The following is a 22,318-nucleotide window of genomic DNA, read 5'->3' as shown; positions in this document are numbered from 1 at the left end:
CCGCCGGTTCGAGCAGCGGATGTTTTACGACATCCATCTGAATGAGAGAAGAAAGATAGATGGCACAGGGAACTGTGAAATGGTTCAACGGCGAAAAGGGCTTCGGCTTCATCGCTCCCGACAGTGGCGACCAGGATCTGTTCGTTCACTACTCGGAAATCCAGGGCAGCGGCTACAAGTCGCTCGAGGAGAACCAGCGAGTTCAGTTCGAGGTCGGACAGGGACCCAAGGGCCCCCAGGCGACGCAGGTTTCTGCGGTCTGACCGGACCCCAAAACTAACCAAGGGCTGGTACGGCAATGCCGTACCAGCCCTTGGCTTTTGGTCAGTCTAGCGCCCCGCCGGCAACAGGAGAGTGCAGCGAGCGACCCACCGAGGACGCACTCTCCGCCCGCGCCGCACGCACCACGCGATCCGCGACCGCGTACTCGGGTACGTCCGGCCCCTCATCGAGACCGGGCATGGCGGCCGCCTGCCTCATCACCATCCAGCCGAGCGCCTGAGTTGTCGTTTGCGGGATGACGAGCAGGCGGGCACACCCGTTTCGGCCGACCACGACCATGATGCGGTGGCGCCGATCGTTCCACCCCATACTGCGGGTCGCGGTCGCGAACTTGGAGTCCAAGATCGGCGCGGTGGTGGTCGCCGACCAGTTGATGTTGATGTCGAGAATCTCACCCAACGGCACATGCAGCGCCTCGATGAGGTCGGGAAGCTCCCTGGCCAGGGCCTCGGATCGCGGCCACCACGCCCCGTCGATGTCACCACCGAGGACCGGATTGAGGCTGAGTCGAATGGGGCTGGCGGTGCGGCGCGATCCACGCATGCCGTTCACAACAAAACCGCGCAGGAAATATCGAAATCGTCCATCACTGCGTCCTCACAGATCGGCGGGCCTATCCACGGACTGCGACTGATGCTGAGCGCGAACGGATTACTACGACTCTATACCCGGCGCAGCGACACGCTGCCCGCTATCGCGGTTCGTCGGCTCGACGAGCTCTCTGATGGTCGCACACACCGTGGTCAGGGTGCGCTCGTCCCGGGTCGACAGGGTCAGCACGAATGCGCCCTGGATCAGCGCCAGCACGGCGTCGGCGAGGTCTCCGGCGGGGCGGTCGCTGCGGATGTCGCCGCGCTCCTGGCCCGCGGTCAGCAGCGTGGAAAGCTGTGACTTCCACATCGCGATCTGGGTGGCCAGCTGCGGCCGGAAGTAGTCGGACGTCGCGCCCATCTCGGTGGAGAACTTTCCGGTCAGGCACGCGGTCTGGAAGCCGGACTTGATGAAGATCTGCGACATGTCCGTGAAGTAGCCGGTCAGTTGCTCGACCGTGGACAGGTCGGTGCGGGCGAACCACGTCGTGAACAGCTGGCCCTGGAACTGGATGTAGCGGTCCAGGACGGCTTGTGCGAACGCGTCCTTGGATCCGAAGTGGTGATAGAAGGACCCCTTCGGCACGCCCGCCTCGGCCAAGACGGCGTCGATCGTGGTCCCGTGGAAGCCGTTTTCGTAGAACAGCTTGATCCCAGCGCGCAGCAGCCGCTCCTTGTGTGGGAGGACCGCTTCCTGGGTTGCCATGCGTACCGCCTTCGATATGTGCCGTTGAAGTCGGCTTTTCCACTATAGGGCGGTTTCGCCGACCACTAGACCTAGTGGACTAGACCACATCGTCCAATTTATGTGGGCTAGACCACATCGTCTAGACCACTACGTCTAGACGATTTAGTCTAGCGCGAGGGGTCACGCGAACGGAGGACCATTCCATGAGCACCACCTACACGCTCGGACACGAGGACAGCGAGGTACGCCGGCTGCTGCTCCAGGGCAGGGTGTACCGGGCCGACACCAGACACGCATTGCTGATGGCGGGTCTGAAGCCGGGGATGCAGGTCCTCGACGTCGGCTCCGGTCCCGGCGACGTCTCGTTCCTGGCCGCCGAAATCGTCGGGCCGAATGGCTCGGTCCACGGCGTCGACGCCGCCGACATCGTGCACCTGGCCCGTTCCCGCGCCGCAGAACAGGGCAGGACCAACGTGTCGTTCACCCAGTCCGCGCTCGACGAGCTGGTGCTCGAGGAGCCGGTCGACGCCGTCATCGGGCGGCTGATCCTCATGCACCTGCCCGACCCGGTCGCCGCGCTTCGCCGGCTCGCCGGACTGGTCCGGCCCGGCGGCGTCGTCGCCTTCGCCGAGAACGACATCGTCTCGGTGCACAGCTATCCCGAGATCCCGATGTTCCGCACGGTCACCGACGCCGTGGCGCGGTCGTTCGAAGCGCTCGGGCTCGACATCTCGTTCGGGCCCAAGCTCGGCGCACTATTCCAGGAAGCCGGGCTGGGCATCCCGCGGATGGCGGTAGGTGCGCCGATGGGCGGTGCCGACGACATCGACCTGCTGACCTACGCCGCCGAGATCTGGCGGCTGGTGTATCCGATCGCCGACGGGCTGGGGCTCACCGCCGATGTGCCGGCCCCCGACGACATGCTGTCGCTGCTGCAACGCGAAATGTCCGCTGCGAAGGCCAGCATCATGATGCCGCCGCAGATCACGGCCTGGGTCCAGGTGCGGTGATGGTCGCCATCGGAACCGGCGGTCTGTCGCCGGCACGCTTCCTGAGCCGGGTCCTGGCGTGGCTGCGAGCACCCGCGTTCGCCGAGCACGATCACGAAGCGCGGGAGAAGAGACGCCACTACCCACCGCAGCGGGCCAGCTTCGTCGAGCAGGCGTCGATGTCGCGGGAGATGTTCAGGCTCTGAGCCGGCTCACCCGATCGACACCAGTTGATCGATGGAGTCGCGGGGCAGGTCGCCGACGGCGATCGCCATGACCTCCAGCGATTGCAATGCGATGGCGCCCTTGTGGTTGTCCAAGAACGCGGTGTCCGCGGCGTCGCGACCCGTGGCAATCCGCACCAGTGACTGCCGTGGCGCCAGGAGAGTTCCGTCCACCACTCGCCACTGGCCGTTCACGTACGCCTCGGCAACGGCATGGAAGTCCATCGGATAAAGACCCGGCGCATACACCGACACGACGCGGGCCGGCACGTTGACCGCCCGCAGAAGTGCGACCACCAGATGCGCGAAGTCCCGACACACCCCTTCGCCGGCCAGCAAGGTGTCCACTGCCCCATCGATCGGATCACTGGAACCGGGCACATAGTTCAGCCGGGCGCCCACCCAGACTGACACCTGCTCCAACAGAGCCTCTGACTCGAGAAAGCTACCGAATTCCGTTGCGGCGAAGCCATAGAACTTGTCGGCTTCGGCGTATCGACTGGGGCGCAGGTACATTGACAGGTCGTACTCGGTGACCGGGGCGGGATCGGTCCGGCCCGTGATGGTCGCCTCGTAGGTCACCTTCAGATCACCCACGCCGACATCGAGCTTATGGATGCGGTTCCCGTGGGTGCCGCTGATCTCCAGCGCTGGGATCGGGGCGCCGTTCAACACGAACGACAACGCTTCAGAAACCGACGCGCCCGGATGCGGCGCGACAGCGATCTGGAATTCCAGGGTCGTCGGGCCGGTGATCTCTACTTCGAGGGCCGCGCTCACTTCGCGCTTCACGCGCGCAGCGCCGTTAGCAGCTCGCGCACCGACACAGTGGCGAAACCGATTGCCGCGTCGCCGATCCCGTAGGGCAACACCAAGGTGTCAGCGTGAACGAGTGCGCCGCAGGAGTAGACCACGTTGGGAACGTACCCGTTCTGCTCGTCGGCGGCAGGACTGAGCAGCGGGTCCTTCAGGTGGCCCAGCACTATCGTCGGGTCATCGAGATCGAGCAGCACGGCACCGATCCGGTAGGTGCGCATCGGGCCGACCCCGTGGGTGAGCACCAGCCATCCTGCTTCGGTTTCGATCGGTGAGCCACAGTTGCCCAGTTGCAGCACTTCCCAGGGGGCAACCGGACGCTGGAATGGTTGAGCCTCCGTCCACACAAACGGGCGATCCGAGTAGGTGATGGAATTCGACTCGCGGTCAGCCCTGGACAGGGCAGCATAGCGGCCTTTGATGCGGCGCGGAAACAGCGCCAAACCCTTGTTCGCCGCGGCGCGGCCGACCATCGGGTTCGACGTGAATGAGCGGAAATCGTCGGTCTTCAGCAGCTGCTGGCTGATGTGGGACCCGTTATAGGCGGTGTATGTGGCATAGAACGTCGTCGAGCCGTCGTCGTCGACGAAGCGAACGAAGCGGGCGTCTTCCATGCCTACCGACTCGGCCTCGACGGCTGGCCATAGTATCCGTTCGGAAAGTGGTATGCGGGGCGGGAATTCGACCGAGTAGCTCCTCTCGGCGATGGTCCGAATCTCGGAGATGGTCTCCAGCGCACGTCCGCGCGTGCTCAGGTGGGCCGCGAGTACAGTCAGTCGATGCTCCAGGTCGGCGTGAGTGAACTGCTCGCCGAGTGCATCGAAGACGTAGTTGGCCGTCTCCCCCGCATCGTCGAGCCGGTTCAGCTCCTCACGGAAGATCGCCGCATCCAGGAGACTCGGCGTCGACGATCCGACTGTCGCGAGCGCCACTGGCGGGTCGATCTTGGGGTCTCCCCACTCATCGATCACGCCGGTCCGAAATCCGATCGACGACCGGTGGCCTTCGCCGATGCCCCGCACGCTCATCACGAATCGCACGCTGCCCGCAGCTGCCCCCGTCTGGTCCGGGTGCGCCACGATGCTCGGATTGCACAGCGCGGCCGCCTCGATCGCGTACTCGCTCGTGAACGCCGCACCAAGTAGCGCCATTCGGGCATCGGACACGCGCGCACCGGGGCGCAGTCGGTCGGCGAGCTCCCGCGCGTGCCGGCGAAATGTGTCGCCGAGGTTGCGATGTCGGCTGTCGAATCGGGAGATGACATCGTCCAACGACGCCAAGACCTCGGCTTCGGTCAGTGCAAGAATGCGTGTCAGCACCGGTCCCGCACGTGAGTCCTGTTGCTCGAAGCCTTCCTGCCCGGGCACGAAGAGCCGGATGATGACCCGAGACGGATCGGCCGCCAACCGCACTGGAGCGCGCGTGGCGAGGCCGGTTCTGATCGATCTCACCTCTGCAGCAACGATATTCGCTGGGCGTGCTGAAACGTCGAGATGACGGCCAGTGTCGACTCCGTACCCTGATTGAGGTTCACGCCGTCGGCCTGCAATCCGTCGAATCCGCCGCCGGTCTCGGGGTCCCACATGACCTGGCCGGTGTCGTTGGCGCCGGTGAACCAGGACGCCGCGGCGCGCACTCCGTCGTTCCATCTCGAGGCGGGGTCGACGGCAGCAGCGCGAGCGCACGCGTCGGCCAGACTCGACACCTCGATCGGCTGCTGATCGAACGCAGGGCCGACCTCTCCCGGGCCCCTGCCTCCGACGGGAGTCGGCGACAAGTGATCACCGGAGGTTTCCAGGTCCAGAAGCCAACCAAGCAGGTCCAGCCCCCGCTGCCAGAGATTCGAGGCCTCCAACGCAGCACCTGCGGCGATGATCGCTTCGGCGAGCACCGCATTGGCGTAGGTCAGCCGCGGCTCGGGCCACGGCCAATCAGGATTGCCATTGGGCTGGGGCACCGAGATCGCGTAGTCGGTGATCAATCTGCGGGCAGCGCGATGATCAGGATGGGCCGCAAGAACTTCCGCGGCACCCAATGCCGCGTACGCCATCGCGCGCGGCGACGGCGAACGCACCTGCGCGGCGCGTTCGAACTGCACGAGTGCTGATTTGCGCACCCAGACAACTTCACTGCGCCCAACCGCGGTGCCGAGTCCCCAGATGCATCTGCCCCAACAGTCGTCCACGCTCGGTTCGTCCAGCCATTTGCCCGCGACGTTCATCCGATTCCGGCAGGCGCCGGTGAGAGCCTGGGCGTCGCCCAGGAACCGCAGGGCAACACCAGCCAGGCGATTGACCTCACCGGACGGATCGGGCTGGCGGCAGGCGACGACCAGCACACGGGCCATGTCGTCGGTGCAATAGCCGTGCTCGGGCCGTGGCTGATCCAGGCACGCGTGCTCGAAGGTTCCACGATGGTCCGTCATCTGCAGGAGCCGAGCGAAGACCGGAAGCGGTATGTCGCCGCTCATACCAAAGCCGATCTCTTCGCGCAAAGTCGTTGCGCCAGAAGAAGATATTCCCTGCCAACCACCGGCCAGGCCATCGTGGGCGCCAAGAGGCGGGCCCTGGAGGCCATGTATCCAGCCAGCCGTGGCTGCGTCAGGATCATATGCAGTGCGGACCTCATTGCATCCGTATCATCGTGCGGCACAACAATCCCGGTACCGTCACCGAGCAGTTCGACGGCATGCGGGAACGCAGTGGCCACCGTCGGACGGCCATTGGCGATCGCGTCGACCAGAACACCCGAGGTGACTTGGTCGGTGGAGTCGTACGGTAAGACCACCGCCGCCGCGGACTGCACCATCGCGGCAAGCGTCGGGGTGTCGCGGTAGGCGGTGTCAAAGCTCACCGAATCCGCGACGCCACGGGATTTCGCCCGCTCCCGAAGGGAATCGAGGTAGGCGTCGCCGTCAGCGGCCTGAACTTTGGGATGCGTGCGGCCGGCAACCAGGTAGCGGGGGCGCCCGGGAAGCTCGCGGAGCGAGTCCATCACGTCGATGACTCGCTCGATACCCTTACCCGGCCCCAACAGACCCCAGGTCAACAGTGTTGGCCGCCCTGAGCGCTTGACCTGGACATTGGCCAGCACGGTGGCCCCGTGCGGGATCGTGGTGATCTTACGGCGGTCGACGTCGTAGTTCTGCCACAGCCGCGCATGCGCGGCCGCGGTCATCACCACAACCTGATCGACTTCTGCAGCGATCGTCTCCAGCACCCAACGCTGGTGTGGCGTAGGGTCTTTGAGAACTGTGTGAGCGACAACTATCGACGGCACGCGTAACCCGCGGACGATGTCGACGAATTCGTCTCCGTCGGTTCCGCCATAGATGCCGTACTCGTGTTGCAGGATGACAACGTCAGATCGGTTGAGCAGTTCGACGGCAGCCGTCACCGATGCCGGCGTCCCGTTGGCCAATTCGCCGACAACCTCGACGGCATCGCTGGGCGGTCCGTCGGCGATCCGAACCACATCGACGGCAGCCTTGTTGGCGCGCAATCCTCCGGACAGGGCAGCGCTGAAGGTGGCCAGCCCACATCGTGTCGGCGGATACGTGCTGAGAATTCCGATCCGCGGAACGCGAGAAGGACCCTGATAGGGAACAACGGCAGGCGTCAGCGAAGGAAGGACAGAAAGAAAGTTCAAGGTGATCCCGACTTGCGGTTGTCACCGACGTGCCCGGCGTGAGCGATTGCTCGGCAAGTTCAGCGGCGGACGGCTGACTTATTCCGGACTGGCTGGATTTCCAACAGCCCTTACGTTACACCCCGGGACCCGGCGCGGGCGCGGGCGCGGCGGGCCGCCTCATCAACCAGGCTTTGAGCCACATCGACGAGCTTGCGTTGCTCGGCCTGGCTGATCGCCCGCAGATGACTCAGCGCGTCCTCTGCGCTACGCCCGGTACGTCCGCGGATGAGGCCAACCGCCTGATCGATCGCCGGTCGGGTCTGAAGTGCGGCCTGCAAACGCGCAGTCAGCACTTGCGCGTGCGCAAGAACCTGCGCGTTGTGTACGGCCACCGCGGCCGGCCTGGCGAACAGCTCTGCCACCTCCACGGCATGCTCGCCGAAAGCATGTTTGCCGTAGGCGTACAAGCTGATTGCGCCGACGACTCGATCGGTCACCACCAGTGGCAGTGCGAGCACGCTGTGCACGCCGAGTCGTCCCACCCGCGGACCGAAACGCGGCCACCGCTGGTCACCACCCACCGAGTCGGACAGCACTGGCTTGCGTTCCCGCACCGAACTGAACGCCGGCCCCTCGCCGAGGGTGACGTACTGGATCTGCTCGATTTCCTCGACGAACGCGGCACTGGCTGAGGACGCTTCCACCGTCTCGTCCGGTGCGCCGCGAAACAGCGCCACCCCGACGCCGTCTGCTCCCGGGATCGCCCGCGCTGCGAATCCGGCTACCTCCGCGAGCGATTCGGATAGCGGTCGGCTGCCTGCGACCAGGCCGGCCAGATCACCGATCGCGGCGCGAAGATTCGAGTCATCAGCACCGACCTGATCGAACCCCGACACCCTGCCAACAGTACTTTGACTTCTCTTTTGCCACTGCGAACTTCCCGGCGGGCATTGACGCGTACAGTCGCTGCTACCGGGACCGTCGACAGGCCCCCCATCGAAGGGCCTCACGTGGCAGACAAATCCCCTCGCCAGTCAATGACGAAAAAAGCCGGTAAGTCGCTGAAAGAGAAACGCGCGGAGAAGCGGGCCAAATCCGACAGCAATCCGACTGACAACCTGCTGAACACCAAGCATCGCTGAGCCCGTTCCCGCCGAAACTGTAGTTGTAGAACCGTTTCTCGAGTAGTCGTGTCAATGACGACAGCTTCGGCGCAACAGCTGTCCCCCGATCGGTGGACAGCGCGGGTCGACTAGAAGGATCAACTGGCTGGCGGATACCCCCACCAGCCGCAGGTGGCGACGATTGCGGCATGGAAACACTGCAGCGCGTCCGCGCCCGCCGCGTCGCGCTCGCCAGCTACGTCGGCTCGGCGATCGAGTACTACGACTTCTTCATCTACGGGACCGCCGCCGCGCTGGTGTTCCCCGTCGTGTTCTTCCCACACATGAGTCCGCTGATGGCCACGATCGCCTCGCTGGGCACCTTCGCGGCAGCGTTCCTGTCCCGTCCGCTGGGCGCGGCGGTCTTCGGCCACTTCGGCGATCGCATCGGACGCAAGAATGTGCTGGTGTTCACGCTGGTGATCATGGGCGCGTGCAGCATCGGCGTCGGCCTCATCCCGAGCACCGCCACCATCGGCGTGGCCGCACCGCTGCTGCTGATCGCGATGCGGCTCTTGCAGGGCTTCGCTGTCGGCGGCGAATGGGCCGGCGCGGCACTGATGAGCGCCGAGCAGGCACCGCAGGGCAGGCGCGGCTACTTCTGCATGTTCACCCAGCTGGGCCTCGGTACCGCGCTGGTGCTGGGAAACCTGGTCTTCCTCGGGGTGCACAGCGCCTTCGGTGACGCGGAATCGGCCTTCTTCCAATGGGGTTGGCGCATCCCGTTCCTGCTGAGCGCGGTCCTGCTGGCCGTTGCCATCTACGTCCGGACACACGTCGAGGAGAGCCCGGTGTTCGCCGAGTCGACCGCCGACGGGCCGGCCGGCGTCCCGATCGCCGAGGCGTTCCGGCATCAGGGGCGCGAGATGGTCCTGGCGGCCGGCACGGTCATGGGTTTGTTCATGCTCGCCTTCCAAGTGGGCACCTACTTCCCCAATTACGCTGCCACACAACTGCATTACGACGAGAACCTGATCCTGCTCGTGGGTGTGGCCGGCGGCCTGTGCTCGCTGGTGTTCGTCGCCGCCTCGGCGATGCTGAGCGACACCTACGGACGCCGCCGCGTCCTGGCGTTCGGTGCGACGCTGGCCCTGCCGTGGACGCTGATCCTGTTCCCGATGGTCCAGTCCGGCGATCCGGTTCGCTACGGCATCGCGGTCATCGGCACCTACGGGATCATCGGAATCATGATGGGGCCCATGGCCGCATTCATCCCGGAGATCTTCGCCACCCGCTACCGCTACAGTGGCGCAGGCTTCTCGTACAACATCGGCGGCATCCTCGGCGGGGCGTTACCACCCGTGCTCTCGCCGATGCTGCTGTCCACCTACGGCAGCTGGGCGATCACCGCGGTGATGGCCGGCGTCGCGGTGCTGGGTCTGGTCAGCGTGTTGCTGCTCAGCGAGACGGCGGGGCGAGCCATGGTCCTACAACTGCGCGAGGCCGGTATTAATCCAAGTACTGCATCATTAGTGTCATAATTGGACTTGGACAAGCATGGATCCGGTTCCCTACGGTTGCTGTAGACCACCCGACAATCGCCGAGGAAACCATGACAGCAACCATGCCGCAGACCGTCGCGCTGACGGGACAGATGCTGATCGCCGGCAACCCGGTACACGGCACCGGCAAGCAGATCACCGCCTTCGACCCGAGCGCCGAACAACCGCTGCAGCCCACCTACCGCCACGGTGACCGCTCCCACGTCAACGCCGCCTGCGCCGCGGCGCTCGCGGCCTTCGCCACATACCGTGCGTCGACGGCTGCGGAGCGCGCGGCCTTCCTCGAAACCATCGCCGGCAACATCGAACTGATCCGCGATGACATCATCGCTCGCGCCATGGCCGAGACCGGACTCCCCCAGGCCCGCATCACCGGGGAGGTTGCCCGCACGACGGGTCAGCTCCGTCTGTTCGCCGACCTGCTACGCGAAGGCAGTTGGAACGGCGCCCGCATCGATCCGGCGCTCCCCGACCGAGACCCGCTGCCCCGGCCCGATCTTCGGCAGCGCGCCGTCCCGCTCGGCCCCGTCGCGGTGTTCGCCGCCAGCAATTTCCCGCTGGCCTTCTCGGTCGCCGGCGGCGATACCGCCTCCGCGCTGGCCGCCGGGTGCCCGGTCGTCGTCAAAGCCCACGACGCTCATCCGGGCACCTCGGAGCTCGTCGGTCGCGCCATCACCGAGGCGGTCGCCGCAGCGGGGTTGCCCGCCGGAACCTTCTCGTTGCTCTTCGGGTCCGGCCCGGACCTCGGGATCGCGCTGGTCACCGACCCCCGCATCAAAGCCGTCGGATTCACCGGATCACGTTCCGGTGGTATGGCTTTGGTCGAGGCCGCGGCCCAGCGGCCCGAACCGATCCCGGTCTATGCCGAAATGAGTTCCATCAATCCGGTGTTCCTGCTCGACGGAGCGCTGACACAGCGCGCGGCGGATCTCGGCCGTGCCTTCGTCACATCGCTGACCACCGGATCCGGGCAGTTGTGCACGAACCCGGGCCTCGTCATCGCCGTCGACGGGAACGGACTGGACGCATTCCTCGCCGCCGCTCGTGATGCGCTCGCGGATAGCGCGGCCGCGCCGATGCTCACCCCTGGTATCGCGCGGAGCTATGCCGACGGGGTCGCCGCATTGACCCGTGAAGCGGAACTCGTGGGGTCCGGGCAGGGTAGTGACAGCCAAACCAACTGCCAGGCAGCACTGTTCGCCACCGATGCCCGCAGCCTACTCGCGTCCGAGACGCTGCAGGCCGAGGTGTTCGGGGCGGCCAGCCTCGTGATCCGGTGCCGGGATGCCGCCGAGATGCGCGCTGTCGCGGAGAACATCGAAGGCCAGCTCACCGCCACGGTGCACGCCGAGCCGTCCGACTACGACGACGCGCGCGACCTGATCCCGCTGCTCGAACTCAAGGCCGGACGCATCCTGTTCAACGGGTGGCCCACCGGCGTGGAGGTCGGCCACGCGATGGTGCACGGCGGCCCCTACCCAGCCACCTCGGATTCGCGCAGCACGTCAGTCGGCTCGCGGGCGATCGAACGATTCCTGCGACCCGTCTGCTACCAGGACGTACCGAAATCATTGCTACCCAGTGCAATCGCCGACGGCAACCCTGACCACCTGTGGCGGCGTATCGACGGCCGGCTCCAGCAGAACTGACCCATCCCACTCACCAAGGAGCCATTCGCCATGCACCCCACGTTCGGTGGAGTTCTGTTCTTCCCCGTCACACCCTTCACCCAACACGGTGAGGCCGATCTCGCCGCCCTGGCCCGCCACGTCGCCTCCGGCGTCGACGCCGGCGCGGGCGGCGTGTTCGTCGCCTGCGGCACAGGCGAATTCCATGCCCTCGAACCGCAGGAGTTCGCCGCGATCGTCCGCACCGCCGTCGAAGCGGTCGCCGGTCGCGTCCCGGTCTACGCCGGTGCAGGCGGTTCTGTCGCGCAGGCCAAGCTATTCGCCAAGGCGGCGGAGGAGGTCGGCGCCGACGGGCTGCTGTTGTTGCCGCCGTACCTCGTCGAGATGCCGCAGGAGGGGCTGATCGCCTACACCGCCGAGGTCGCGTCGGCCACTGACCTGCCGGTGATCGTCTACAACCGCACCAACGCCCGGTACACCGAGGCGTCCGCCGTGACCGTCGCCCAGATCCCGAACGTGGTCGGCTTCAAGGACGGCACGGGCGATCTGGACCGGGTCGCGCGCATCGTGCGGGCCGTGACCGATTCGCTGACCCCCACCGGCAAGCCCTTCCTGTTCTTCAACGGCCTGCCGACCGCGGAGACCACCCAGCAGGCGTACCGGGCGATCGGAGTGCCGCTGTATTCGTCGGCCGCCTTCGCCTTCGCACCCGATGTGGCTCTGGCCTTTTACGACGCACTGGAGAGCGGCAACGACGCACTCGTCGAGGCGCTGTTGCGGGACTTCTTCCATCCGTTGGTCCGGCTGCGCGACACCGTGCCCGGATACGCCGTGTCGCTGGTCAAGGTCGGCGTTGCGCTCGGCGGCATACCGGCCGGTCCGGTGCGTCCACCGTTGATCATGCCGAGCGCCGACGATGTCGCCGAACTGCGAACGATCATCGCCGCGGGGCGCGCCGCGCTGGCCGGGGCACTCACCGAGGCACTCTAGGCCATGGCGCCCAGCCGGATTCGCATCACCGGGGCCCGTATCACGCCGGTGGCCTTCGCCGACCCGCCGCTGCTGAACACCGTGGGAGTGCACCAGCCGCACGCCCTTCGCGCGATCATCCAGCTCGATACTGACGCGGGCCTCGTCGGACTGGGCGAAACCTATGCTGACGCAACACACCTCGCCCGGCTGGAGGCCGCGGCCGCAGCAATTACCGGACTGGATGTGTTCGCGCTCAACCAGATTCGTGCAGTGATCGCGCAGCGCCTGCACGGCGACTCGCGTGCCATCGGCACGGCCGGAATGATCACCAAGGCCAGCGCCGTCGACCAGGTGCTGTCCCCCTTCGAGGTGGCTTGCCTCGACATCCAGGGCCATGCGGCGGGCAGGCCGGTCAGCGATCTGCTGGGCGGCGCGGTCCGCGATGCCGTTCCGTTCAGCGCCTACCTGTTCTACAAGTGGGCAGGCCATCCGGGGGAGGCGCCCGATCAGTTCGGCGAGGCGCTGGACCCGGACGGGATCGTGGCTCAGGCCCGCCGCATCATCGACGAATATGGTTTCACCGCAATCAAACTCAAGGGTGGTGTGTTCGCTCCCGAGGAGGAGATGGCTGCTATCGAGGCGCTGCACGCGGTGTTCCCCGACCATCCGCTGCGACTGGACCCCAACGCCGCCTGGACGCCACAGACCTCGGTCAAGGTGGCCACCGGTCTGGCCGGGGTTCTGGAGTACCTCGAGGATCCCACCCAGGGCCTGGACGGGATGGCCGATGTCGCCGCTCAAGCTCCGATGCCGTTGGCCACCAACATGTGTGTCGTAGCGTTCGAGCAGCTCGCCGACGCGGTGGCCAAACAGTCGGTCGGTATCGTGCTCTCGGATCACCACTACTGGGGCGGGCTGCAGCGCTCCCGACTGCTCGCCGGCATCTGTGAAACCTTCGGACTCGGGGTGTCGATGCACTCGAACTCCCACCTGGGCATCAGCCTGGCGGCGATGGTCCACCTCGCTGGGGCGGTGCCGAACCTCAGCTATGCGTGTGACACCCATTGGCCGTGGAAAACCGAGGACGTGGTTGCGCCCGGAGCTCTGACGTTCGTCGACGGCGCAGTCCGCGTGCCGACCACACCGGGGCTCGGTATCCAGATCGATGACGACGCGCTGGCCGCGCTGCATGAGCAGTACGTGCGCTGCGGTATCCGTGACCGGGACGACACCGGCTATATGCAGACGGTCGATCCTGAATTCAAGGCTCTGAGTCCGCGCTGGTAGCGCCTACACTGATGCACACTGGGCGCGCATAGCGCACCCAATGATTCCAGGAGTGCATCGATGTTCTCGTTGGCCCGGTTGTCGTGTTTTGTCGCCGTCGCCGAGGAATTGCACTTCGGCCGGGCCGCCGAGCGGTTGCACATGACCCAGCCTCCACTGAGCAGGCAGGTCCAGCAGCTGGAGAGCGAGCTGGGCGTCCAGCTCATCGACCGCACCACCCGCACCGTCACACTCACCCCGGCCGGCGTCGCCTTCCTGCCTGACGCCCGACGCATCCTGCAGCTCGCCGAAGGCGCGGCTCAGACGGTCAAGCGGATCCCCTCGGGCGACCTGGGCACCGTCGTCGTCGGCTTCACCGCGGCGTCCGCGCATGCCGTACTGCCGCGGTTGCTCGACGAGGCCCGACGCAAGCTGCCCGACGTCAAGCTCGACCTGCGCGAGATGGTCACCGCCGCGCAGATCGAGGGTTTGATGACCGGCGAGCTCGACCTGGGGATGGCGCGGCCACCGCTCAAACGTCCCGGACTGGTGTCCCGACCGCTATTGCACGAGCAGCTGGTTGCCGCTCTGCCCGAAGCGCATCCGTTGGCCGCGCTGGGCCGCCAGCTGACGCTGAACGATCTGGACGGCGAAGACGTCATCATGTACTCGCCGGTGCAGGCGCGCTATTTCAACGACTTGCTGATCAGTACCTTCACCATCGCCGGCGCGACCCCGAACTACGTCCAGTTCGTGACGCAGGTCCACACGATGTTGGTGCTGGTCCGTTCCGGCATCGGTATTGCCCTGGTGCCCGCGTCGGCTGCGACCCTGCATCCAGAGGGAGTCAGGTTTCGGTCCATCGGCTCATTCCGAGAACGCCCCGTCGAGCTCGACGCGGTGTGGCGAAGCGACAGCTCCAATCCAGCTCTGCTTCGCCTCCTCAAAGATGTTCTGCCACAGCGGGAATGGACTACAGACGATCTGGTCGACGAGGTGGTGGACCGCAGCGGGTGATTACCGCGCCGGTGCCGGCATGGGAACCGGGGTGATCAGGGTGCCCGACGCGAGGAAGCTGTCGAGGTTACGCAGTGTCAGGTCTTCCATCGCGGCACGCGTCTGTACCGTTCCGCTGGCCACGTGCGGCAGCAATACGACGTTGTCCATCGTCAGCAGCTGTTCGGGAACGGCAGGCTCGTCGACGAAGACGTCCAGCCCGGCTCCGGCGAGGCGGCCCTCGGCCAGCGCCTCGACCAACGCGACCTCGTCGACCACGCTTCCCCTGGCGATGTTCACCAGGTAGCCGTCCGATCCCAACGCTGCGATGACCTCACGGTCCACCAGATGGCGGGTGCCTGCGCCGCCCGCGGCGGCCACCACCAAAACGTCTATATCCCGGGCCAATTCGACCGTGGAGGCGGCGTAGGTATAAGGCACGCCGTCGACGGGCCGCCGGTTGTGGTAGCTGATCCTGCAGCCGAACGCAGTGAGCCGCTTGGCAATTGCACTGCCGATGCGACCCAGCCCGATGATCCCGACCCTGGTGTTGCTCACTTGACGGGTCAGCGGATAGTTGCCCTCGCTGACCCACCGGCCGGCCCGGACGTAACGATCGGCGGCACAGAACTGGCGCAGCGTGTCGATCATCAATCCGACCGCGGTGTCGGCCACACAGTCGGTCAGGACATCGGGGGTATTGCTCACCGACACTCCACGGGCGGCGGCCGCGTCGATGTCGGTGGTGTCATACCCGACGCCGAAGTTGACGACGGCGCCCAGGTTCGGCAGCTCTGCCATGAGGGTCCGGTCCACCCCGGTGCGGCCCGAGGTCACCACGGCGGTGACCTCCGCTCCGTGGTCGGCCAGGAACGCTGCCCGGGCGGCCGCGTCGTCGGGCAGCACCAGGGCCATATAGCGGTCCTGAAGTGCTTGCGCCAGTGACGGTTTCAATGGGCCGACCTGCAACACGTTTCGCGGCTGGCCCCGGCGTTCGTCGATGCTCATAGTGGTTCAACGGTACGGCGAACTGCGGATACCCGTCCAACCCCGAATTTGCATGGACTTATACCGAAACGGCATTTCTGCGCTGCAGCCCCACGAGTCACGGCATAACCGCTGCACCGAACGGGAGAAACTGCCAGTTCAGAGCCGTCTTTCGGCGTCGTTCTCGGTGCTCCGGAGACCCCATTTGCCCTCCAATTCGGGCATTTCGCCAGGGTTGACGGCTTTCGCGCGCCGTCCTTACGGTGTGGTTGCGATCACAGATGTCATCCACATACGTGGACATCACGCCTCCTGGGAGGACTCATGCACCCACGCACGATGCGGCAACGCCAGACAATGGCCGTCGCCCTCGCGGGGATCACCGTCGTGGCCTCCGGCTGCACCGTCGCCAACTCGCATCACGGCGGGTACGACGCCAATACCCTGCGCATCGTGTTGCAGCAGGAGCCCCCGACCCTCGAGCCGTGCGAGAGCTCGTTGACGTCCACCGGCATCGTCGTGCGCTCGAACATCACCGAGCCGCTGATCGAGCGCGATCCCAACACCGGTGACCTGCAGCCGCTGCTGGCGACCGAGTGGCGGCAGGCCTCGCCCGATCAATGGGTCTTCACGATCCGCGACGGTGTGACGTTCTCCAACGGCGCCCCCTTCACCGCCGAGGACGCCGCGTTCTCGATCGACCGGGCGGTGAACTCCGATCTGCAGTGCAACGTCGACGGCTACGTCTTCGGCGACGAGAAGCTGAAGCTGTCCGCGCCGGATGCCAACACGCTGCAGGTGAGCACCGAGGAGCCGGATCCGATCCTGCCGCTGCGTATCTCGTTCGTCGAGATCGTGCCGCGGACGACCAGCACCAAGGAGAAGGTCCGCGAGCCCATCGGCACCGGCCCGTACGCCATCGAGAATTGGAACTTCGGCCAGAATCTCGTGCTCAAGCGCAATGACACCTATTGGGGCCCCAAGCCCGCCTTCACCCGCGCCGAATACCAGTGGCGCAGCGAGGGCAGCGTGCGCGCGGCGATGATCACCAACGACGAGGCCGACATCGCCATCGGACTCGGCCCCGAGGACGGAGCCGGCAACCTCGGGGTGCCGTTCCAGAACAACGAGACGACCGCGCTGCGGATGCAGGCCACCGAGGCACCGCTCAACGACATGCGGGTGCGGCAGGCCATCAACTACGCCGTCAACCGTGACGGCATCGTCAAGGCTCTGTTCCGCGGCCTGGGTCAGCCTGCGTCGCAACTGATTCCGTCCGGTGTCGTCGGCTACAACGGCACTCTCGCGCTGTGGCCACACGACCCGGCCAAGGCCAAGCAGCTGATCGACGAGGCCAGGGCCGACGGCGTCCCGGTGGATCGCCAGATCCGGCTGATCGGCCGCACCGCGCAGTTCCCGAATATCAGCGAAACCATCGAGGTGCTGCAGAGCGAGTTCGCCGACATCGGCCTCAACGTCAAGATCGAGATGATGGACACCTCGAATCAGCTTCAGTTCCAGCTGCGGCCGTTCCCCTCGAATCCCGGCCCCTACCTGTTGATGATCATGCACGGCAACCAGGCCGGTGACGCCGCGTTCACCATGGATCAGTACATGCTCAGCGATGGTCCGCAAAGTGCTTATGGCACAACTGAATTCGACAAGAAGATCCGTGCCGCGGAGGCCCTCACCGGCCAGCAGCGTCAGGACGCGTTCGCGAAGCTTTTCGCCGAGGAGCCGCAAGACATCATGCAGTTCGCCTACATCGCCCACATGCGGGGAATCCTCGGCAAGTCGCCACGGGTGTCGTATACCCCCAACTCTGCCACCGGAGACGAGATGCGGCTGTCCGAGATGACGCCGGCCGCCGCCCCCGCCGACCGCACCAACACCCAGTAGTCAGGGAAGGTCCAGCCCATGTTCGCTTTCGTCCGGCGCCGGATGTACACCAGCGCACTACCGCTGATCATCGTGCTGCTCGGTGTCTTCCTGCTGGCCCGCCTCACCGGCGATCCCACCAGCCTGTATTTGCCCGAGTCGGCCACCGCCGACCAACGCGCCGCCTTCGCGGCCAAGAACGGGTTCGACCAGCCGGTGCTCACTCAGCTAGGCGACTACTTCAAAGGTGTTCTACACCTGGACTTCGGCACATCGCTGCGGACCGGTGAATCGGCGTCGACGATGGCGCTCCGCGCTTTCCCGGCCACTCTGCAGTTGGCGTTCACCACCATGCTGCTGTCGATCCTGCTCGCGGTGATCATCGGCTGCTGGGCCGCCTACCGGCCGAACTCCCTGGCCGACCGATTCTCCAGCCTGCTGTCGATGACGGCGGCGAGCATCCCCGATTTCTGGTTCGCCATCACCGGCGTCTGGTTGTTCGCCGTGATTCTCGGTGTGCTGCCCACCTCGGGCGTGGACAGCGGCATCCTGTCCTGGATCCTGCCGGTCGCGACCCTGATGATCCGGCCGCTCGGCGTACTCACCCAGGTGGTCCGCGGCGCAATGGTTTCCGCACTATCAGCACCCTATGTGCGGCTGGCCCGCAGCAAGGGAGCCAGCGACCTGCGGGTCGTCACCCACCACGCACTGCGCAACGCGGCCGCACCCGCGCTGACCGTCGCCGGCGACCTGGCCGTCGGCCTGATCAACGGCGCGGTGGTCGTCGAGGCGATCTTCGGCTGGCCCGGTATCGGCAAGCTGATGATCGACGCGATCCTGCAGCGCGACTTCGCAGTCCTGCAAGCCGCGGTACTGCTGACCGCACTGAGCATCTTCGCCCTCAACATCCTCATCGACGCCTGCTATGCGCTGCTCGACGCGCGCGTCCGCGAACCAGTCACCGTCTAGGAGCACGAAACCATGAGCACCCAAATCGATCTGGTTCCGGTCAAGCCGACAACGGCAATCGTCGGCGAAGGCGGTGAGAACAACCGCAAGCGCTCCATGTGGCTTCGCCTGCTGGTCAACGACCGAGTGGCCGCCGCCGCGGCCGTCGTCCTCGGAGTGGTGGTCCTGACCGCCGTGTTCGGCCCGATGCTCGTCGGCAACCTGGCCACCCACATCAATCTGGACAACTCCAACCAGCCGCCGTTCACGCTGGCACACGGGTGGGCCGGCGTGCTCGGCACCGATCCGCTGGGCCGCAGCATGCTCGCCCGCCTGGTGGTCGCCTGCCGCACCACCCTGTCGGTGGCCATCCCCGCGGTGCTCATCTCGGCGGTCGCCGGATCCGCCATCGGCATGTGGGCCGGTTACTACCGGGGCTGGCGGGAGACCGTCGCCATGCGGATCGCCGACGTGATCATGAGCTTCCCGTCGCTGCTGTTGGCGGTCGTCGTGCTGTACGTGTTCTCCCCCAGCGCGGCGAATATCGTTCTGGTGCTTGCTATCACCCGCATCCCGGTGTACCTGCGCACCGCACGGGCGGAATCCGCCGAGCTGCAGAGCCGGCTGTTCGTGGACGCCGCCCGCACCTTCGGCGCCAGCGCGCATTCGATCATCGGCCGCCACGTGCTGCCGGTCGTGCTGCCGACCCTGCTGACGGTCGCGACGCTGGACTTCTGCTACGTCATGCTCGCCGAATCGTCACTGAGCTTCCTGGGCATCGGCATTCAGCCACCAGAGGTCAGCTGGGGCCTGATGGTCGCCCAGGGCCGCACCTATCTGCACAGTGCGTGGTGGCTGTCGTTCTTCCCCGGTGTCGCCATCGTGATCACCACCGTGTCCGCCACGATCCTGGCCGCCTGGGCCCGCATCGCCACCGATCCCGCCCAGCGGTGGCGACTCACCGTTCCGCAGAAGCGCCTGTCCTCGTTCACCAAGACCACGAAGGCCCTGTCATGACCGCAGCCGTAGACCACCGCCTGTCCGCCGACACCGACGACGCCGACACCGTGCTGTCGGTCGATGGGCTGACCGTCGACATCCGCACCATCTCCGGCACCGTGCGCGCGGTCAACGCCGTCTCGTTCGATGCCCACCGCGGCGAAACCCTGGCGCTGCTGGGCGAATCCGGGTGCGGTAAGTCGATGACCGCGACCGCGCTCGTCGGGCTGTTGGAGCCGGTCGCCGAGATTGTCGCCGGCACCGCGATGCTGAAAGACACCGACGTGCTCGGTGCCGACCGCAAGACCCGGCGCCGGATCGCCGGCACCGAGCTCGCGATCGTGTTCCAGGACGCGCTCACCGCCCTCAATCCGCTCTATACGGTGGGCACTCAGCTGGCCGAACCGTTCCGCATCCACCAGGGCATGAGCGCCGCGGAAGCGAAACGCAGAGCTATCGAATTGATGGCACGCGTAGGTATCCCGCAGCCCGAGACGCGGCTCAATTCCTACCCGCACCAGTTCTCCGGCGGTATGCGCCAGCGGTTGCTGATCGCCATGGCGGTCGCACTCAACCCGAGTGTGCTGATCGCCGACGAGCCGACCACCGCGCTGGACGTCACCGTGCAGGCGCAGATCATGGCGCTGCTGCGGGATCTTCGCGCCGAATACCGGATGGCGGTCGTGCTGATCACCCACGACCTGGCCCTGGTCGCCGAGGAGGCCGACCGCGTCGCGGTGATGTACGCCGGCAACATCGTCGAGACCGGCCGGGTGGCAGATGTTTTCGCCGAGCCGCGGCACCCCTATACCAAAGGTCTGCTGAATTCCGTTCCGGTCAACGCCCGTCGCGGTGACCAACTGAAGTCCATCGGCGGCTCACCACCGGACCTGCATGCCATCCCGGAAGGCTGCGTATATCAGGCCCGCTGCCCGTTGGCGAGTGATACTTGCGCCACCACCCGTCCGAGCCTCAAGCCCGTCGGCTCCGGCCGCAGCGCCGCCTGCCACTTCCCCGAAGAGGTGCCCAATGTCTGAGTCCATGCTCGCGGTCCGCGACCTTCGCAAGTCGTTTCACGTCGCAGGCGGTGGCAAGAAGAAGCTGTGCGCCCTGGACGGGATCACGCTGGATCTCGCACGCGGCGAGACACTCGGCCTGGTCGGCGAATCAGGCTGCGGGAAGTCCACTCTGGCCCGCACCCTGCTGATGCTGGAGAAGCCGGATTCGGGAAGCGTGCAATTCGACGGCGTCGACCCGTTCGGCCTGCGCGGCAAGGACCTACTGAAGTTCCGCCGCCGAGTGCAGATGGTGTTCCAGGATCCCTACGCGTCGTTGAACTCCCGCATGTCGGCCGGTGACATCATCGCCGAGCCGTGGCGCAGCCATCCGGGCATGTACCGCAATCGGCGAGAGCGCCAGACCCGGGTGCGAGGACTACTCGACCTTGTCGGGCTCGGCGCCGGTGCGGCCGACAAATACCCGCAGGAGTTCTCCGGTGGGCAGCGCCAGCGCATCGGGATCGCCCGTGCCCTGGCGCTGGACCCCGACGTGATCATCTGTGACGAGCCGGTCTCCGCGCTGGACCTCTCCGTGCAAGCGCAGGTGCTGAACCTACTCAACGACCTGCAGCAGCAGTTGGGGATCGCCTACATCTTCATCTCGCACGACCTGTCGGTGGTGCGTCATGTCGCCGACCGCGTTGCGGTGATGTATTTGGGAAGGATCATCGAAACCGGCTCCACCGAACCGGTTTTCGATCGGCCCAACCACCCCTACACGGCAGCACTGATGTCGGCGGCCCCGACTCTGGACGGTGCACAACGCAATCAGCGCATCCTGCTCAAGGGCGAGGTGCCCTCTCCGCTCAACCCGCCCTCGGGCTGCCGGTTCCGCACCCGCTGCTGGAAGGCCACCGACATCTGCGCGACGAAGGCCCCGCCCGCGGCGGCCGACCCGCACATCCCCGGACACAGCGCCGAGTGCCACCATCCCCTGCTGTCCGAGGGGGCCACGCTCACATCTGTGCCGGCATGAGCGCGTGGGGATTTGCCGCTATCGCCGCGACCGTCGTGGTGGCGTCTGCGCTGCAGGCATCCATCGGTTTCGGCATCGGGATGCTCGCCGCTCCCGTCGTCGCTCTGGTCGATCCCGGACTCATTCCCGGCACCCTGATCATGGTGGCAACGTTGGTCACACTGATGGTCGTCGTGCAGGAGCGTCAGGAGATCGACCTGCACGGCACCGGATGGGCGCTGGCCGGCCGAGTGCCCGGCACCATCGCGGGCGCGTTGCTGCTGGCGAGCCTGCCCGAGCGGGGCTTGGCGATCATGCTCGCCGCCGCCGTGTTGATCGGTGTCGTGATGACCAGCTTCGGTTGGATTCCGTTGCCGCGCAGACGCAATGTGGTGCTGGCGGGCGCGGCCTCCGGCGTGCTGGGGACGGCGACGGCCATCGGCGGCCCGCCGATGGCGCTGGTGTGGCAGCGCAACGCGGGCGCACGGTTACGCGGGACCATGGGCGGTTTCTTTCTGGTGGGTTCATTGATGTCGCTGGCGGTGCTGGCCGCGACGGGCGCCATCACCGGCCACACTCTGGTGGCGTTCGCCGTCCTGATTCCGGCGGCGGTGATCGGCTATGGGCTATCTCGTGGCCTCAACCGACTCCTCGATCCGAAACGGTTGCGGTGGTTGGCAATCAGCGCCTCGGCCCTGGGTGCCATGGTGCTGATCGGCCGTGAACTTCTGACGATGGGAGGCTGAG

23 protein-coding genes are annotated in these 22,318 nt (G+C 66.1%); 15 read left to right on the top strand and 8 right to left on the bottom strand.

Annotated features, from left to right (window positions below):
• The first annotated feature begins 59 nt into the window (after window positions 1–59).
• A complete protein-coding gene (locus tag HPC46_RS19730; protein WP_005143710.1) occupies window positions 60–263 on the top strand; it encodes a cold-shock protein in 204 nt (67 codons plus the stop codon).
• A 61-nt stretch (window positions 264–324) separates the two neighbouring features.
• Here HPC46_RS19730 and HPC46_RS19725 read toward each other — a convergent pair whose 3' ends face one another.
• Together HPC46_RS19725 and HPC46_RS19720 are read right to left on the bottom strand one after the other, a co-directional pair.
• On the bottom strand, window positions 325–825 hold the full coding sequence (locus tag HPC46_RS19725; RefSeq protein ID WP_218894404.1) for a DUF5994 family protein: 501 nt from the start codon (window positions 823–825) through the stop codon (window positions 325–327).
• Between the two features lie 111 nt (window positions 826–936).
• Window positions 937–1,578 carry a TetR/AcrR family transcriptional regulator gene (locus HPC46_RS19720; RefSeq protein ID WP_179472960.1) on the bottom strand — a complete coding sequence of 214 codons (642 nt, stop codon included), beginning with the start codon at window positions 1,576–1,578 and terminating at the stop codon, window positions 937–939.
• Between the two features lie 185 nt (window positions 1,579–1,763).
• On the opposite strand from HPC46_RS19720, the gene HPC46_RS19715 reads away from it, so the two are divergent.
• Window positions 1,764–2,570 carry a class I SAM-dependent methyltransferase gene (locus tag HPC46_RS19715; protein ID WP_179472958.1) on the top strand — a complete coding sequence of 269 codons (807 nt, stop codon included), beginning with the start codon at window positions 1,764–1,766 and terminating at the stop codon, window positions 2,568–2,570.
• Window positions 2,570–2,755: a hypothetical protein gene (locus HPC46_RS19710; RefSeq protein WP_179472956.1), complete on the top strand. Its 186-nt coding sequence runs from the start codon at window positions 2,570–2,572 to the stop codon at window positions 2,753–2,755. The genes HPC46_RS19715 and HPC46_RS19710 overlap by 1 nt, the downstream gene beginning before the upstream one ends.
• Before the next feature lie 6 nt (window positions 2,756–2,761).
• Here the strand turns inward: HPC46_RS19710 and HPC46_RS19705 are convergent, their stop codons facing one another.
• From HPC46_RS19705 to HPC46_RS19685, 5 genes are all read right to left on the bottom strand, one after another.
• Entirely contained in the window at window positions 2,762–3,565 is an 804-nt protein-coding gene (locus HPC46_RS19705) for a transglutaminase-like domain-containing protein (protein WP_325096709.1), read from the bottom strand.
• Window positions 3,562–5,040 (bottom strand): glycoside hydrolase family 130 protein, encoded by a 1,479-nt coding sequence (locus tag HPC46_RS19700; RefSeq protein WP_179472954.1) that lies wholly within the window; start codon window positions 5,038–5,040, stop codon window positions 3,562–3,564. Before HPC46_RS19700 ends, HPC46_RS19705 begins: the two co-directional genes overlap by 4 nt.
• Window positions 5,037–6,059 (bottom strand): glycosyltransferase, encoded by a 1,023-nt coding sequence (locus tag HPC46_RS19695; protein WP_179472952.1) that lies wholly within the window; start codon window positions 6,057–6,059, stop codon window positions 5,037–5,039. The genes HPC46_RS19700 and HPC46_RS19695 overlap by 4 nt, the downstream gene beginning before the upstream one ends.
• On the bottom strand, window positions 6,056–7,237 hold the full coding sequence (locus HPC46_RS19690; RefSeq protein WP_407665530.1) for a glycosyltransferase: 1,182 nt from the start codon (window positions 7,235–7,237) through the stop codon (window positions 6,056–6,058). Before HPC46_RS19690 ends, HPC46_RS19695 begins: the two co-directional genes overlap by 4 nt.
• 110 nt (window positions 7,238–7,347) lie before the next feature.
• Window positions 7,348–8,115: a GAF and ANTAR domain-containing protein gene (locus HPC46_RS19685; RefSeq protein WP_179472950.1), complete on the bottom strand. Its 768-nt coding sequence runs from the start codon at window positions 8,113–8,115 to the stop codon at window positions 7,348–7,350.
• Between the two features lie 114 nt (window positions 8,116–8,229).
• Here HPC46_RS19685 and HPC46_RS35575 point away from each other — a divergent pair, with 114 nt between their 5' ends.
• From HPC46_RS35575 to HPC46_RS19660, 6 genes are all read left to right on the top strand, one after another.
• Window positions 8,230–8,361: a hypothetical protein gene (locus HPC46_RS35575; protein ID WP_267909921.1), complete on the top strand. Its 132-nt coding sequence runs from the start codon at window positions 8,230–8,232 to the stop codon at window positions 8,359–8,361.
• A gap of 170 nt (window positions 8,362–8,531) precedes the next feature.
• Window positions 8,532–9,863 carry an MFS transporter gene (locus HPC46_RS19680; protein ID WP_179472948.1) on the top strand — a complete coding sequence of 444 codons (1,332 nt, stop codon included), beginning with the start codon at window positions 8,532–8,534 and terminating at the stop codon, window positions 9,861–9,863.
• A 71-nt stretch (window positions 9,864–9,934) separates the two neighbouring features.
• A complete protein-coding gene (locus tag HPC46_RS19675; RefSeq protein ID WP_179472946.1) occupies window positions 9,935–11,533 on the top strand; it encodes an aldehyde dehydrogenase (NADP(+)) in 1,599 nt (532 codons plus the stop codon).
• A gap of 30 nt (window positions 11,534–11,563) precedes the next feature.
• Entirely contained in the window at window positions 11,564–12,502 is a 939-nt protein-coding gene (locus HPC46_RS19670; protein ID WP_179472944.1) for a 5-dehydro-4-deoxyglucarate dehydratase, read from the top strand.
• Window positions 12,503–12,505: 3 nt separating this feature from the next.
• Complete coding sequence (locus HPC46_RS19665) at window positions 12,506–13,771, top strand: glucarate dehydratase family protein (protein ID WP_179472942.1); 1,266 nt, start codon at window positions 12,506–12,508, stop codon at window positions 13,769–13,771.
• Between the two features lie 60 nt (window positions 13,772–13,831).
• The gene (locus HPC46_RS19660) at window positions 13,832–14,767 is read left to right on the top strand and encodes a LysR family transcriptional regulator (RefSeq protein WP_179472940.1); all 936 of its coding nucleotides are present in this window, start codon (window positions 13,832–13,834) and stop codon (window positions 14,765–14,767) included.
• Here the strand turns inward: HPC46_RS19660 and HPC46_RS19655 are convergent, their stop codons facing one another.
• On the bottom strand, window positions 14,768–15,754 hold the full coding sequence (locus HPC46_RS19655) for a 2-hydroxyacid dehydrogenase (RefSeq protein ID WP_179472938.1): 987 nt from the start codon (window positions 15,752–15,754) through the stop codon (window positions 14,768–14,770).
• Window positions 15,755–16,057: 303 nt separating this feature from the next.
• On the opposite strand from HPC46_RS19655, the gene HPC46_RS19650 reads away from it, so the two are divergent.
• Genes HPC46_RS19650 through HPC46_RS19625 form a run of 6 tightly spaced genes read left to right on the top strand, consistent with a single transcriptional unit; the run spans window position 16,058 to window position 22,317 of the window.
• A complete protein-coding gene (locus HPC46_RS19650) occupies window positions 16,058–17,632 on the top strand; it encodes an ABC transporter substrate-binding protein (protein ID WP_179472936.1) in 1,575 nt (524 codons plus the stop codon).
• 18 nt (window positions 17,633–17,650) lie between these two features.
• The gene (locus HPC46_RS19645; RefSeq protein ID WP_179472934.1) at window positions 17,651–18,580 is read left to right on the top strand and encodes an ABC transporter permease; all 930 of its coding nucleotides are present in this window, start codon (window positions 17,651–17,653) and stop codon (window positions 18,578–18,580) included.
• A gap of 12 nt (window positions 18,581–18,592) precedes the next feature.
• On the top strand, window positions 18,593–19,576 hold the full coding sequence (locus HPC46_RS19640; protein WP_179472932.1) for an ABC transporter permease: 984 nt from the start codon (window positions 18,593–18,595) through the stop codon (window positions 19,574–19,576).
• Complete coding sequence (locus HPC46_RS19635) at window positions 19,573–20,595, top strand: ABC transporter ATP-binding protein (protein ID WP_179472930.1); 1,023 nt, start codon at window positions 19,573–19,575, stop codon at window positions 20,593–20,595. Before HPC46_RS19640 ends, HPC46_RS19635 begins: the two co-directional genes overlap by 4 nt.
• The gene (locus tag HPC46_RS19630; protein WP_179472928.1) at window positions 20,588–21,592 is read left to right on the top strand and encodes an ABC transporter ATP-binding protein; all 1,005 of its coding nucleotides are present in this window, start codon (window positions 20,588–20,590) and stop codon (window positions 21,590–21,592) included. Before HPC46_RS19635 ends, HPC46_RS19630 begins: the two co-directional genes overlap by 8 nt.
• Window positions 21,589–22,317, top strand: a complete 729-nt coding sequence (locus HPC46_RS19625) for a sulfite exporter TauE/SafE family protein (RefSeq protein WP_179472926.1) — start codon at window positions 21,589–21,591, stop codon at window positions 22,315–22,317. Before HPC46_RS19630 ends, HPC46_RS19625 begins: the two co-directional genes overlap by 4 nt.
• The last annotated feature ends 1 nt before the right edge of the window (window position 22,318 follow it).

It is taken from the genome of Mycolicibacterium vinylchloridicum, from assembly GCF_013404075.1.
Classification (GTDB): domain Bacteria; phylum Actinomycetota; class Actinomycetes; order Mycobacteriales; family Mycobacteriaceae; genus Mycobacterium; species Mycobacterium vinylchloridicum.
This window is presented reverse-complemented; position numbering and strand designations above follow the sequence as displayed.

Excerpts from the sequence above, each read along its gene's own strand:
- HPC46_RS19730 (WP_005143710.1), top strand. The coding sequence starts at position 60 with ATGGCACAGGGAACTGTGAAATGGTTCAACGGCGAAAAGGGCTTCGGC.
- HPC46_RS19725 (WP_218894404.1), bottom strand. The coding sequence starts at position 825 with ATGCGTGGATCGCGCCGCACCGCCAGCCCCATTCGACTCAGCCTCAAT.
- HPC46_RS19720 (WP_179472960.1), bottom strand. The coding sequence starts at position 1,578 with ATGGCAACCCAGGAAGCGGTCCTCCCACACAAGGAGCGGCTGCTGCGC.
- HPC46_RS19715 (WP_179472958.1), top strand. The coding sequence starts at position 1,764 with ATGAGCACCACCTACACGCTCGGACACGAGGACAGCGAGGTACGCCGG.
- HPC46_RS19710 (WP_179472956.1), top strand. The coding sequence starts at position 2,570 with ATGGTCGCCATCGGAACCGGCGGTCTGTCGCCGGCACGCTTCCTGAGC.
- HPC46_RS19695 (WP_179472952.1), bottom strand. The coding sequence starts at position 6,059 with ATGAGCGGCGACATACCGCTTCCGGTCTTCGCTCGGCTCCTGCAGATG.
- HPC46_RS19680 (WP_179472948.1), top strand. The coding sequence starts at position 8,532 with ATGGAAACACTGCAGCGCGTCCGCGCCCGCCGCGTCGCGCTCGCCAGC.
- HPC46_RS19675 (WP_179472946.1), top strand. The coding sequence starts at position 9,935 with ATGACAGCAACCATGCCGCAGACCGTCGCGCTGACGGGACAGATGCTG.
- HPC46_RS19670 (WP_179472944.1), top strand. The coding sequence starts at position 11,564 with ATGCACCCCACGTTCGGTGGAGTTCTGTTCTTCCCCGTCACACCCTTC.
- HPC46_RS19665 (WP_179472942.1), top strand. The coding sequence starts at position 12,506 with ATGGCGCCCAGCCGGATTCGCATCACCGGGGCCCGTATCACGCCGGTG.
- HPC46_RS19660 (WP_179472940.1), top strand. The coding sequence starts at position 13,832 with ATGTTCTCGTTGGCCCGGTTGTCGTGTTTTGTCGCCGTCGCCGAGGAA.
- HPC46_RS19655 (WP_179472938.1), bottom strand. The coding sequence starts at position 15,754 with ATGAGCATCGACGAACGCCGGGGCCAGCCGCGAAACGTGTTGCAGGTC.
- HPC46_RS19650 (WP_179472936.1), top strand. The coding sequence starts at position 16,058 with ATGCACCCACGCACGATGCGGCAACGCCAGACAATGGCCGTCGCCCTC.
- HPC46_RS19645 (WP_179472934.1), top strand. The coding sequence starts at position 17,651 with ATGTTCGCTTTCGTCCGGCGCCGGATGTACACCAGCGCACTACCGCTG.
- HPC46_RS19640 (WP_179472932.1), top strand. The coding sequence starts at position 18,593 with ATGAGCACCCAAATCGATCTGGTTCCGGTCAAGCCGACAACGGCAATC.
- HPC46_RS19635 (WP_179472930.1), top strand. The coding sequence starts at position 19,573 with ATGACCGCAGCCGTAGACCACCGCCTGTCCGCCGACACCGACGACGCC.
- HPC46_RS19630 (WP_179472928.1), top strand. The coding sequence starts at position 20,588 with ATGTCTGAGTCCATGCTCGCGGTCCGCGACCTTCGCAAGTCGTTTCAC.
- HPC46_RS19625 (WP_179472926.1), top strand. The coding sequence starts at position 21,589 with ATGAGCGCGTGGGGATTTGCCGCTATCGCCGCGACCGTCGTGGTGGCG.